The following is a 12,140-nucleotide window of genomic DNA, read 5'->3' on the forward strand; positions in this document are numbered from 1 at the left end:
CGGCCCGCCGCTGGGACCGGCGGTGCATGTCGACCGTGCCCCTGCTGCAGGCCCAGGCCGAACCCGTCGACGCGAAGTCCCTGGCCTTCCTCCGCGAGCACTACGACGAACTGCCCGCGACGCACGGCTGGCCCGCCGACGACCTGTACCGCTTCGAACGGGACGGCGTGCGGATCCTCCTGTGGGCCGGCGCCGACCAGTGCGACTGGTGGATCTCCGGCGCCGACGGTCTCGCCGACGCCGTGACGGCCCTGCTGCCGTACTCGAACCTCCGCGAGGCGCTGTGGAGCAACGACGAGCCCGGCGTGGAACTCGTCGACCGCCTCACGGGGTGACCAGGCCCCGCCGCGGCTCGGGAGGGGCCACCGGACGCGGCTGCCGGTAGGCGACGTACGCCATCAGCAGCCACGCCGCTCCCCACACCAGGCCGAGCACCACGAAGTGGACCGTTCGGTCGACCGGGTAGAGGCTCGCGGCGAGGAGGCCCACGGCCGTGACCACGAGCGGGGTCCAGGCCGGCCACCCGGTCAGGCGACGCGCCCGTACGGTGCAGACCCCGAGCGTCGCGAGCCCCGCGAACATCAGCACGATGCTGGGCACGATCAGCGCGTCCGGGTTGGGCCCCGAGCCGCGCCACCCGCCGCGGCGCGGCCAACCCCGCTGGCGACCCACGCGATGACGGTGGCGGCCATCTGCAGACCCGCCGCCGCCAGTCCCACGACCGCCAGCTTCCTGTGGTCCATGAGGTCGCCGTGCACACGGTGTACTTCACGTTCCACACCAGGGACGAGCTGCTCCAGGCCGTGCACGAATGGGTGGTTCTCGGCGACGACCCGACGCCACCGCCGCTGCAGGGCTGGCACCTCGCGGCGATAAAGCGGTCCGACGCCCGCGACGCCATGCCGCTGCTGGTCGCCGGCGCCATCTACCGCGACTCGGAGGCGAGGCGCCGCACCGATCTGGACGCGCTCACGGCCACCCTGGCCCGCAAGACACCGCTGCGCCGCGGCGTGACCCGCCGCCGGGCCGCCGAGCTGCTCTACGTGCTCATGGGGCCGGACATGTACCGGGCGTTCGTCATCGACGCCGGACGGACGCCGGCCGAGTGGGTCCGCTGGACCGGCAACGCCCTGGTACGCGACCTGTTCCCCGAACGGGCCCGGTGACTCCAGGTGTACGAAGCCGCGTGACGGGGCATGGGAAGGGAGCACCGCCGTCCGGGTACGTGGCCCCGATCCCCGTGCCTGGCCGAGACGACCGAAGGCCCCCACTCCTCGGAGCGGGGGCCTCAGTCGACGGGCCGGGTGTTACGACGCCGAGCCGGGCTCGGCCATCTTGCGGTGCTGCGCAGCCTTCACGGAGTCCGGGGTGACCTTGCCCGCGGCGGCCATGACCTTCGTCTTCGCGCCGCCGCCGACGACGCGTTCCTTGCCCTTCATCATCGCCTCGAAGCCCTGCTTCGCGACCACGGCCGGATCGTCCTTGTCGCCCGCGCCGACCTTCGTGTCGAGCATGTCGGCGCGCTCGAAGAATTCCGTCTCCGTCGGCCCGGGCATCAGCGACGTGACGGTGACGTCGGTGTCCTTCAGCTCGGCGCGCAGCGCCAACGCGAACGACTGCACGAACGACTTGGACGCGTTGTAGACGGCCTGGTACGTGCCGGGCATCGTCGACGCGATCGAGGAGGTGAACAGCACCCGGCCCGCGTTGCGCGCGACCATGTCGGGCAGCACGCGCTTGGCCAGGTGCACGGTCGAGGTCACGTTGAGGTCGATGACGTTCAGCTCGTCGCGCAGGTCGGTGTCGCGGACGAAGTCGCCGCCGATGCCGCGGCCGGCGTTGAGCGCGATCGCGTCGACGGGACGGCCGGTCGCGGCGATCGCCTGGTACAGGGCCTCCACGCCCTCGTACGTGGCGAGGTCGACGCGGACGGGCCGCACGGCGGCACCCAACTCGGCGGCGGCCGTGTCGATGCCGGCGTCCTCGGCGGCGGCCAGGACGTCGAACCCGTTCTCGACGAACGTGCGGGCGAGCTCGTATCCGATCCCGCTCGACGCGCCGGTGACCACGGCGAAGGGGCGGGTTCCAGGTGTGGCAGTCATATCCTGCCCCTGCCCGGAAACCCGCCCCTTAATCCGCCGCGCTCAGGCGACCGCGACCGGGAAGCGTTCCCAGACCCGGTGGTTGGCCATCAGCGTGGTGACGGCCGCGAACGTCTCCGAACCGGAGCCGGCGGTCACCACGCCCGGGGTGTCGGCCACACCCGCACTGTCGAGCACCGTGGCACCGGCGCCCCACGCGCCGATCGCCTTGGCGTGCCGCCAGCACTCCTCCACCAGGAGCAGCACCCGCGGGTCCACCACGTCGGCGCCGGGTGCGCCGACCTTGGCGTCGCGGGCCGGCACGGCGTCCTTGGCCAGCGCCGGTGCCGACGCGAGCAGCAGCGCGTCGAACTCGACCGAGCGCGCGGTCGCGAACGTGCGCTGCACGACGGTGTCGCCGACCGTGCCGCCGTGCGGGGCGATCACCAGCGGCACCATGCCGGCGGCGAACACCTCGCGGCGCACCGCGTCCACGCCGTCGAAGGCAACGGAGTCGTCGATGACGATGCCCACCAACCGGCCGTCCGGCGGCCACTGCTGGCCGACCTGCGACAGCGCCGGGCTCGGGTCGACGTCGACCAGGTCGATGGTGGCCGCGGGCGCCGGCAGGCCGAGCCCCGCGGCGACCTCCGCACACAGCACCGGGTCGATGTTGGCCAGGCACGCCAGCTGGCGCTCCTTGACCGCCTGCTCGTAGCACTTGCCCAGCTCGAACGTGTACGCGTTGATGATGTGCTCCCGCTCCACCGGCGACATGCTCAGCCAGAACAGGCGGGCCTGGCTGAAGTGGTCGTCGAAGGAGACCGGGTTGGCCCTGATCTTCGGCGCCTCGGTGACGGTCACCGGCACGTCGACGAACGCACCCTCGGGCGGCGAGGTGAACGGGTTGCCGCCGTCGAGGGAGTTCGGCCGGTAGGGCGCGACGCCGCCGTGCACGGCCTGCTGGTGGAAGCCGTCGCGCAGCATGTCGTTGACCGGCGCGTGCGGCCGGTTGATCGGGATCTGGCCGAAGTTCGGACCGGCGAGCCGGGTCAGCTGCGTGTCCAGGTAGGAGAACAGGCGGCCCTGGAGCAGCGGGTCGTTGGTGACGTCGATGCCCGGCGGCAGGTGACCGAGGTGGAACGCGACCTGCTCGCTCTCGGCGAAGAAGTTCGTCGGCGTCCGGTTGAGCACGAGCTTGCCGACCGGCTGCACCGGCGCCAGCTCCTCCGGGATGATCTTCGTCGGGTCGAGCAGGTCGATGCCGGCGAACGTCTCCTCCGGCGTGTCCGGGAACACCTGCAGGCCCAGCTCCCACTCGGGGAACGCGCCGGCCTCGATGGCGTCGTACAGGTCGCGCCGGTGGAAGTCGGGGTCGACGCCGCTGGTCAGCTGCGCCTCCTCCCAGGTCAGCGAGTGCACGCCGAGCTTGGGCTTCCAGTGGAACTTCACCAGCACCGTCACCCCCTCGTCGTTCACGAGGCGGAACGTGTGGACCCCGAAGCCCTCCATCGTGCGGTACGAGCGGGGGATGCCCCGGTCGGACATGTTCCAGATGGTGTGGTGCTGGGCCTCGGTGTGCAGCGAGACGAAGTCCCAGAACGTGTCGTGTGCGCTCTGCGCCTGCGGGATCTCGCGGTCGGGGTGCCACTTCGCCGCGTGGATGATGTCCGGGAACTTGATCGCGTCCTGCACGAAGAACACCGGCATGTTGTTGCCGACGAGGTCGAACGTGCCCTCGTCGGTGTAGAACTTCGTGGCGAAGCCGCGCGTGTCGCGCACGGTGTCGGCGGACCCGCGTGAGCCCAGCACCGTCGAGAACCGCACGAAGACCGGAGTCTCCCTGCCCTTGCGAAGGAACCCGGCCACGGTGAGCGGCTCGGCGGTGCCGTACGCGGTGAAGACCCCGTGCGCACCGGCGCCCCGGGCGTGCACCACGCGCTCCGGGATCCGCTCGTGGTCGAAGTGCATGATCTTCTCGCGCAGGTGGTGGTCCTGCAGGAGGACCGGCCCGCGCGGGCCGGCCTTCAGCGAGTGGTCGGTGTCCTGGAGCCGGGCACCCTGCGCGGTGGTGAGGAACTTCCCGCGCTGGCTGTGCGTGATCGGCGCGGCCCCGGTCTTCTCGCCGGTCGGCGTGCGGGTCTCCGGGGTCCCCTGCTCGGACTTCGGGGGCAGCGGGTCGTGGGGCGTCGTGGGTTCCTCGACGGTCGGGGTGCCGCTGCCCGGTGAGCCGGGCACGTCCGGAGTCAGGGCCTCGGCCACCTTCCCGGTCGCCGACTCGACCACGTTCTCCACGGCATCCTTGACCTTGCGGACGGGGTCCATTTGTATAGTTCCTCCCGAAGAGGGATGTTACGAACCCCGGTGCCCTACCCGCCGCCTCGCGCGCGAAACCGGAGCCGTTCCAGATTCATCGCGCCGGATCCCGACCTCCCGCAACGCGTCGACCATCGCCCGCACCAGCGGCGACCGGTTGCCGGGCAGAACCACCGCCTGCACCAGCCGGGCCGGCGCGGCTCCGGCGAGCGGCACCACGGCGATCCGCGCGGGGTCGATGAGCACGTTCAGCCGGTGCGCGACGGTCACCCCGCGCCCGGCGGCCACGAACGCCTGCGCTTCGACCGGCTCGTCGCCCTGCCCGGCCAGCTCGACCGACGGCCGCGCGCCGGCGGCGAGCAGCACGTGGTCGACCAGCCGGGCCGCCGAACCGTGGTGCGCCCGGATCCAGGTGTCGCCCGCGAGGTCGGCGACGGTCACGGTGGCCGCGCCGGCGAGCCGGTGCCCGGCCGGCAGCAGCGCGGTCGGCGGATCGGTGAACAGCGGCACCACCTCGACGTCGTCGGGGGCCGGGTCGGGTTCGAACCCGTGCTCGAAGACGATCGCCACGTCGAGGTCGCCGGTGGCCAGCTTCGCCAGCGCGGTCGTGCGGTCGACCAGCTCGTCGACGATCACCTCCCGCGAGTCGTGGAACAGCTCGGTGTGCCGGCTCTGCAGCACCACCGCCGCCTCGGACGACAGGTAGACCAACGCGGTGAAGAACGAGCCCAGCCGCACCTGTCCCCGGCGCAGCCCGGTGACGTCGGCCAGCTGCGCCTCGGCAAGCGCGAGCCGGTCGAGCACGGCGGTGGCGTGCCCGACCAGCACCCGGCCGGCCTCCGTCGGCCGCGCGCCGGCCCGGGTGCGCTGCAGCAGCTGGGTACCCACCTGCCGCTCCAGCAGCGCGATCTGCCGCGACACGGCGGGCTGGGTCAGCCGCAGCTCGTGCGCGGCGGCGGAGAACGACCCGTGCTCCACGACGGCGACCAGCGTGGCCAGCTTGGTGAGGTCGTACATAACCAAAGCTTAGAGTCGCGATGCGGAATCCTGCTGAATCCTTATGGATGGCCCGGGTAGCGGATCGTCCATGGAGCTCCGTACCGCCCGCATCGGCACCACCGCCGCGTTCCTGCTCACCGGCGCGGTGATGGCGGCCTGGTCAACCCGTATCCCGGCCGTCCAGGACCGCCTGCACCTGACGCCGTCAGGGCTGAGCGTGGCGATCCTCGGGCTGGAGGGCGGCGCGGTCATCGGGCTGCCGGTGGGTGGCGCGCTCGTCGCCCGCTTCGGCAGCCGGCGGTGTCTGCGGGTCGCGCTGATCCTGTACGCGCTGGCGCTGGCCGGACCCGCGGTCGCCGGCTCGCTCACGCTCCTCGCGCTGGCGCTCGGGATCTTCGCCGCCGCGTGCAGCGTCGTCGACGTGGCCATGAACGCGCAGGGCGTGGAGCTGGAGCGGCGCTACGGGCGGCCGGTGCTGTCGTCGATGCACGCCGGCCACAGCGGCGGGCTGCTCGTCGGCGGCGTGGTCGGCACGGGCGCGGCCGCCGCCGGGGTGTCGCCGGTCGCGCACTTCGCGGCCGTCGGGGTGGCGGCCGCGGTGGCGGCGGCGCTCGTCACGCGCCCGTTGGTGGACGAGCCGCGGCGGCCGCGCGGCCCGGCGCTGGCCCGGCCCGGTCGCGGCCTGGCGCTGCTGGGTGTGGTCGCGTTCTGCGGTTTCGTGCTCGACGGGACCGCGTACAACTGGACAGCCGTGCACCTGCGCACGGCGCACGACGCCGCACCGGGCGTGGCGGCGCTGGCGTTCACGGTCGTCGCGCTGGCGCAGATCGTCGGGCGGCTCGCGGGCGACCGGCTGGCTCTGCGCTGGGGACGGGCGCGGCTGGTGCGGGTCGCCGGCGGCACCGCCGCTCTGGGCGCCGCGCTGGCGATCCTGTCCCCCGGCGCGTTCCCGGCCCTGGCCGGTTGGGCGGTGTTCGGGCTGGGGCTCGCGGTGATCGCACCGGTCGTGTTCAGCGCCACCCCGGGCGCCTCCGACGCGCCGGCGCCGGTCGCGATCGCGGCGGTCACCACGGTCGGCTACCTCGGCTCGTTCACCGGGCCGCCGCTGATCGGCGTGGTCGCCGGGGCGACCTCGCTGCCGCGGGCGATGTGGCTGCTCGTCGCGGTGGCGGTGGTCGTGTCCGCGCTCGCCGGACCGGCGTTACATCGACGGGCGAGTGGGCAGTAGGTCCCGATGCGGATGCTGACCTACAACGTTCTCGGCCGCCTCCGTGACTGGCCCGACCGGCGCGACGTCATGCGGCCGGCGCTGCGCGCGCTCGCACCGGACCTGGCGGTGCTTCAGGAGACCGTCGTCGTCGACGGCTACGACCAGGTCGTCGACCTCCTCGGCGGGGAGTACCACGTGGTGCACCAGATCGGGCGCACCGCCGACGGCACCGGCGCCTCGGTCGCGAGCCGGTGGCCGCTGCGCGTGGTGCGGCAGAAGACGTTGCACGTCACGGCGCGCGTGAACGCCGACGAGCCGTGGATCGGCAGTGTCGCCCTGTACCGGGTCGACGTGCCGTCGTGCGGCGAGGTGCTGCTGGCCCACCTGAAGCCGTCCTGGCAGTTCCACCTGGCCCACGAGCGCGAGCTGCAGGCCGTCGAGGCCGCCACCATGATCGAGGACGAGGTCGCCGCCGACCCGCCCGACCACGTCGTCGTCGCCGGCGACTTCGACTCGACCCCCGACTCGTCGATGGTGCGGTTCTGGACCGGCCGCCAGAGCCTGGGCGGCACCAGCGTCGCCTACCGCGACGCGTGGGAGTGCGTGCGCGGAACGGCGCCCGGGCTGACGTTCACGTCTGACAACCCCCTGCACGCCGGCGGCCCGCTCCGGTACGAGCTCGGTCGCCGCATCGACTACATCCTGGTGCGCTACGACCGGTGGGGCCCCACCCTGTCCATCGACAGCTGCGACCGCGTGCTGGACACGCCCGTCGACGGCGTCTGGGCCAGCGACCACTTCGGCGTCACCGCGGAGCTCACGGCACCCGGCTGACGGTGCGGTCCACCGCCCGCAGGACGTCGGCCGGGGTCAGCTCGGCCAGGGCGGGATGCACCGCGCCCGGCGGGCCGGGCGACCGGGGGCCGGCCCACAGCGCCTGGTGCTGCCGGCGGTCCGGTGGCGGGCCCCACTCGTGGGGCGGGACGGGGCCGAACAGGAGCACCGACGGCGTGCCGAACGCCGTCGCGAGGTGGCCGACGCCGGTGTCGCCGCTGATGACCAGCCGGGCGTTCGCGACGAGCGCGGCCAGGGCACCCAGGTCGGTGGTGCCGGCCAGCACGCGGGTCCCGGAAAGGCCGGCCGCGACCCGGTCGGCGGCCGCGCGTTCGGCGGCGTTCCCGGTGACGACGACCCGGTGGCCGCGGGCGGCCAGGACCCGCGCGACCGCCGCGAACCGGTCGGGCGGCCAGCGGCGCTCGGGCGCCTTCGCACCGACGTGGACGACGGTGACGCCGGCCGACATGCACGGCGGGCGCGGCAGCGCGAGGTCGGTCGGGTCGGCGGGGATGCCGTACCAGCGCAGCATCCGGCACCACCGGCGCACCTCGTGCTCCCCGTCCCTCCACTGTGGACCATCGGGTCCGAACGCCAGTAGCCGGGCGGGGTTCAGCGACACCAGCAGGCGGTGCGACTGCGGGCCGCGGCCGTGCAGGTTCACCGCCACCGCCGGCGGGGGCAGCCGCCCGCGCCACGCCAGGTCGGGCACGTCGAGCAGCCGGTCGACGCCGCCGATGAGCGGCACGAGCGGCGCCAGCCACGCCGGTGCGGCCAGTACGAGCTTCCCGTCGGGGAACGCCGCGCGGAGCGCGCGCAGGGCCGGGACGCCCGTGAGCAGGTCGCCGACGCCCAGCGCCCGCAGCGCCAGAATCACGGGTACGACGACTCCCGCTCCGCGCACACGACCAGTTCCCGCACCGCGCATCCGGCCGGCTGGTTCAGCGCGAACAGCACCGCGGCCGCCACGTCGGCGGGGTCGTTGAGGGCCGCGTCGGCGCCGGGCCTGTACCGCTCGTCGCGGCCGTCGAAGAACGCGGTGCGCATGCCGCCCGGCACGAGCAGCGTCACGCCGACGGTGCCGGCCAGCTCGGCCGCCAGGGCCCGGGTGAAGCCGACGACGCCGAACTTCGCCGCGCAGTACGCGGTCGCGTCGCTCACCGCCTTCACGCCGAGCGTCGACGCCACGGTGACCACGGTGCCGTGCGAGCGTTCCAGCCACGGCAGCGCGGCACGCACCACCGCGGCGGTGGCCAGCAGGTCGACGGTCACCACCCGCTCCCAGGTCTCGGCGGGTACGTCGGCGAGCCGGCCGGGTACGTCGGTGCCGGCGGCGGTCACCACGCCGTGCAGGTCGCCGGCCCGCTCGGCCAGCGTCACGGTGGCCGCCTCGGCGGCGCGGGTGTCGGCGAGGTCGCACTCGACCCACGGCACGTCGCCGGCGGGCGGCTGACGGTCGATGACGTACGGGGTGCCGCCGGCCTTCGCGACGGCGGCGACCACGGCGGCGCCGAGGCCGCTCGAGCCGCCGGTGACCAGGACCTTCACGGTGCCTCCTAGGAGAGTCGGGCGATCGTCGCCGTCGTGGAGCGGCCGGGCAGGTACGGCACGATCACGGTCTGGCCGCCCCAACGGCGGACCAGGTCGGCCTCGGGCAGGTCGGACTCGGAGTAGTCGCCGCCCTTGACCCAGATGTCGGGCCGCAGCCACGACAGCACGGCCTCGGGCGTGGGTTCGTCGAAGACGGCGACGGCGTCGACGCAGTCGAGGGCGGCGAGCAGCCGGGCCCGGTCGGCCTGCGGGGTCACCGGCCGGTCCGGTCCCTTGCGTTCGCGGACGCTGCGGTCGGAGTTCAGGCACACCACCAGGCAGTCGCCGAGCGCGCGGGCCGCGCGCAGGGTCGCGAGGTGACCGGTGTGCAGCAGGTCGAAGCAGCCACCGGTCGCCACCACGGTGCCGCCGGCGGCGCGGACCGGGCCGACCACGTCGGCCACGGTGGTCCCGGAAGCGCTTGTACGGGACGGGCGTCCGGCGGCCACGTACGCGGTGGCCCGGGCGACGGCCTCCTGCACGGCTTCCGACACGAGGGCGCCGGCGGCGAGCGCGGCCGTGGCCGCCGCGGCGAACCGGTCGCCGGCGCCGCAGGTGTCGGCTCCCGGTGGCGCCCCGTGCGGGGTCGCGACCACGAGCGGCGCCGGGCCGGCGTGGCACAGCAGGGCGCCGTCGGAGCCGAGCGTCACCGCGACCGCGGCGACCCGCCACCGCTCCCGCAACGCGTGCGCGGCGCGGGCGGTCACCGCGAGCCGGACGCCGGGACCGGGCGCGCCGGCCAGCGTCACCAGCTCGTCCTCGTTCGGGGTCACCAGTCGGACGCCGGGAACCGCGGCCGGCCCGCGCGGGTGCGGGTCCCACACGACCGGGCCGCCGAAGCGGGACAGCGCCTGGCGCAGCGCCGGGTGCCGGGCGATGCCCTGGCCGTAGTCGCTCACCAGGACCGCGTCGGCGTCGGCCAGCGTCGACAGGGTGGCCGCCCCCGGGTCGCCGGACGGGTCGCCGCCGCCGCGGTCGAGGCGCAGGAGCGTGCGACCGTCGGAGCGCAGCCGGGTCTTCTCTACGGTGGCACCGGCCAGCGGCAGCGCGTGCACCTCGACGCCGGCGGCGTGCAGGAGACCGGCGAGAAGCGCGCCGGCCGGGTCGTCGGAGAGCGCGGTCACCAGGGCGACCTCGTGGCCGTCGGCCGCGGCGAGGGTGGCGGCGAGACCGGCACCGCCGGCCCGCTCGGTCACCGACCCCTCGGCGAGCACGGGCACGGGCGCGTCTGGGCAGAGCCGTTCGACGGAACCGTCGACGTCGCGGTCGAGCAGGGTGTCGCCGACGACCACGATGCGGGTCACGACGCGGCCCGTCCGACCCGGGCGAACCGCCCCGCGACGACGCGGTCGACGGACCCGCACAGCACGTGCACCGACACCAGGTGCAGCTCCTGCACCACCTGCGGGTCCGGCGAGGGCACGGCGAGCGCGTCGTGGCACAGGCCGGCCAGCGGGTTGGGCGCCGGCCCGGTGAGCGCCCAGCACCGCAGGCCGGCGTCGGCACCGGCGCGGGCGGCCCGCAGGAGGTTCGCGCTGCGGCCGCTGGTCGACAGCAGCAGCAGGACGTCGCCGGGACGGCCGTGCGCGCGCACCTGCCGGGCGAACACCTCCTCGTACCCGTAGTCGTTGCCGATCGCGGTCAGCGAGCTCGTCTCGGCCGACAACGCGATCGCCGACAGCGGTCGCCGGTCGTCGCGCAGCTTGCCGACGAGCTCGGCGGTCAGGTGCTGCGCCTCGGCGGCGCTTCCGCCGTTGCCGGCCACCAGCAGCCGCCCGCCGTCGACCAGGACGCGGGCGAGGTCGTCGCCCCACCGGTCGAGCCGGTCGGCGGCCGTGTGCCGGAACGCGGGCAGGGCGTCGGAGAGCCGCCGCAGGTGCCGGTCCAGCGGCGCGTCCATCACGCCACCGCCCCGGACATCGCGCCGGCCACCGACCGGTACACCGCGGTCAGCTGCTCGGCCGCGCGCGGCCAGCCGTACCGGGAACGGGCGCGGTCGGTGGCCGCGGCCGACATGCCGAGGCGACGTTCGCGGTCGGCGAGCAGCCGGCGCAGGGTGCGCCCGAGGTGCGCCGGGTCGCGCGGCGGAACGAGCTCGCCGGTGATGCCGTCGACGACGGTGTCGAGCAGGCCGCCGACCGCGCTGGCCACCACGGGCACCCCGGCCGCCATCGCCTCCAGCGGCGTGAGGCCGAACGGTTCGTACCAGGGTGCGGTGACCATCAGGTCGGCCGAGCGGTACCAGCGCGGCAGCTCCGCCCGGGGTACGGCGCCGACCATCCGGATCCGGTCGGCGACACCGGCCAGCCGGGCGACCTCGACCAGCCGCCGCCCGAACGGGTCCTCGGCCACGGGCCGCCCCGGCGGACCGCCCACGATGACGCACTCCGCGTCGGGCACCCACCGCATCGCGCGGATGACGTCCTGGAAACCCTTGCGGGGCACCAGTCTTCCGGCGGTCAGCACCCGTGGGCACGTGCGGGCGACGGCCTGGCCCTCCGGGGTGAACAGCCCACTGTCCACACCGGACGGTACGACGGCGATCTGCCGGCGGGCGACGCCCATGCGGGTGAGTTCCTCGACCTCGTCGCGGCACTGGGCGACGACCCGGTCGACCCGGTTGCCCAGCATCCGCTCGTACCCGACGCGGTCGGGCGGGCTGGTGTCCCGGGTGCCGTGGTGGCGCCGCTTGACGCTGCCGAGCGCGTGGTACGTCAGCGTCACCGGCAGGTCGGTGCGCCGGGCCGCGGTCAGCGCGGCCAGTCCGCTCATCCAGAAGTGCGCGTGGACCACGTCGGGCCGCTCCGACGCGGCGGCCCACCGCTCGGCGAGCCAGGCACCGAACCCGCCCATGTACGGCAGCAGGTCGTCCTTGGGCACGTGGTCGGCCGGTCCGGCGGGCACGTGCACCACCGCGAACCCCGGCCGCGCCGTCACCCGGTCGGGCAGATCCGGTGCGTCGCGCCGGGTGTAGACCGTGACCCGGTGCCCGCACCGGACCAGCTCCGCGGCGAGCTCGGCGACGTGGATGTTCTGCCCACCGGCGTCGACGCCGCCCAGCGCCGCGAGGGGGCTGGCGTGCTCGGAAACCAGCGCGATGTGCATGTCTC

General features: G+C 74.7%; 13 protein-coding genes. 4 read left to right on the forward strand and 9 right to left on the reverse strand.

What is annotated here, in order from left to right; translation table 11 throughout:
* Positions 1-335, forward strand: a 335-nt coding sequence (locus Voc01_RS42040; protein ID WP_203933319.1) for a hypothetical protein, incomplete at its 5' end; no start/stop codon positions are given.
* Here Voc01_RS42040 and Voc01_RS42045 read toward each other — a convergent pair.
* Positions 325-672, reverse strand: a complete 348-nt coding sequence (locus Voc01_RS42045; RefSeq protein ID WP_203933320.1) for a hypothetical protein — start codon at positions 670-672, stop codon at positions 325-327. The two genes, Voc01_RS42040 and Voc01_RS42045, sit on opposite strands and share 11 nt — an antisense overlap.
* Before the next feature lie 80 nt (positions 673-752).
* On the opposite strand from Voc01_RS42045, the gene Voc01_RS42050 reads away from it, so the two are divergent.
* Positions 753-1,166 carry a hypothetical protein gene (locus tag Voc01_RS42050; RefSeq protein WP_203933321.1) on the forward strand — a complete coding sequence of 138 codons (414 nt, stop codon included), beginning with the start codon at positions 753-755 and terminating at the stop codon, positions 1,164-1,166.
* 141 nt (positions 1,167-1,307) lie between these two features.
* Here the strand turns inward: Voc01_RS42050 and Voc01_RS42055 are convergent, their stop codons facing one another.
* The 3 genes from Voc01_RS42055 to Voc01_RS42065 are packed head-to-tail and all read right to left on the reverse strand — an operon-like array spanning position 1,308 to position 5,414.
* Positions 1,308-2,102: an SDR family NAD(P)-dependent oxidoreductase gene (locus tag Voc01_RS42055; protein ID WP_203933322.1), complete on the reverse strand. Its 795-nt coding sequence runs from the start codon at positions 2,100-2,102 to the stop codon at positions 1,308-1,310.
* A gap of 42 nt (positions 2,103-2,144) precedes the next feature.
* Entirely contained in the window at positions 2,145-4,406 is a 2,262-nt protein-coding gene (locus tag Voc01_RS42060) for a catalase (protein WP_203933323.1), read from the reverse strand.
* 27 nt (positions 4,407-4,433) lie between these two features.
* A complete protein-coding gene (locus Voc01_RS42065; RefSeq protein ID WP_203933324.1) occupies positions 4,434-5,414 on the reverse strand; it encodes a LysR family transcriptional regulator in 981 nt (326 codons plus the stop codon).
* Positions 5,415-5,484: 70 nt separating this feature from the next.
* Here Voc01_RS42065 and Voc01_RS42070 point away from each other — a divergent pair, with 70 nt between their 5' ends.
* On the forward strand, positions 5,485-6,624 hold the full coding sequence (locus Voc01_RS42070) for an MFS transporter (RefSeq protein ID WP_203933325.1): 1,140 nt from the start codon (positions 5,485-5,487) through the stop codon (positions 6,622-6,624).
* A 6-nt stretch (positions 6,625-6,630) separates the two neighbouring features.
* Entirely contained in the window at positions 6,631-7,440 is an 810-nt protein-coding gene (locus Voc01_RS42075) for an endonuclease/exonuclease/phosphatase family protein (RefSeq protein WP_203933326.1), read from the forward strand.
* Here Voc01_RS42075 and Voc01_RS42080 read toward each other — a convergent pair.
* From Voc01_RS42080 to Voc01_RS42100, 5 genes are read right to left on the reverse strand one after another with little or no spacing between them, the layout of a single operon-like run.
* Complete coding sequence (locus Voc01_RS42080) at positions 7,424-8,317, reverse strand: glycosyltransferase family 9 protein (RefSeq protein ID WP_203933327.1); 894 nt, start codon at positions 8,315-8,317, stop codon at positions 7,424-7,426. The genes Voc01_RS42075 and Voc01_RS42080 overlap by 17 nt on opposite strands.
* Positions 8,314-8,988 carry an SDR family oxidoreductase gene (locus tag Voc01_RS42085; RefSeq protein ID WP_203933328.1) on the reverse strand — a complete coding sequence of 225 codons (675 nt, stop codon included), beginning with the start codon at positions 8,986-8,988 and terminating at the stop codon, positions 8,314-8,316. The genes Voc01_RS42080 and Voc01_RS42085 overlap by 4 nt, the downstream gene beginning before the upstream one ends.
* An 8-nt stretch (positions 8,989-8,996) precedes the next feature.
* On the reverse strand, positions 8,997-10,325 hold the full coding sequence (locus tag Voc01_RS42090; RefSeq protein WP_373873936.1) for a PfkB family carbohydrate kinase: 1,329 nt from the start codon (positions 10,323-10,325) through the stop codon (positions 8,997-8,999).
* A gap of 5 nt (positions 10,326-10,330) precedes the next feature.
* Entirely contained in the window at positions 10,331-10,930 is a 600-nt protein-coding gene (locus tag Voc01_RS42095; protein ID WP_203933329.1) for a D-sedoheptulose-7-phosphate isomerase, read from the reverse strand.
* Complete coding sequence (locus Voc01_RS42100) at positions 10,930-12,135, reverse strand: glycosyltransferase (RefSeq protein WP_203933330.1); 1,206 nt, start codon at positions 12,133-12,135, stop codon at positions 10,930-10,932. The genes Voc01_RS42095 and Voc01_RS42100 overlap by 1 nt, the downstream gene beginning before the upstream one ends.
* Positions 12,136-12,140: the final 5 nt, after the last annotated feature.

The sequence above is a fragment of the Virgisporangium ochraceum genome, assembly GCF_016863655.1.
Lineage (GTDB): Bacteria > Actinomycetota > Actinomycetes > Mycobacteriales > Micromonosporaceae > Virgisporangium > Virgisporangium ochraceum.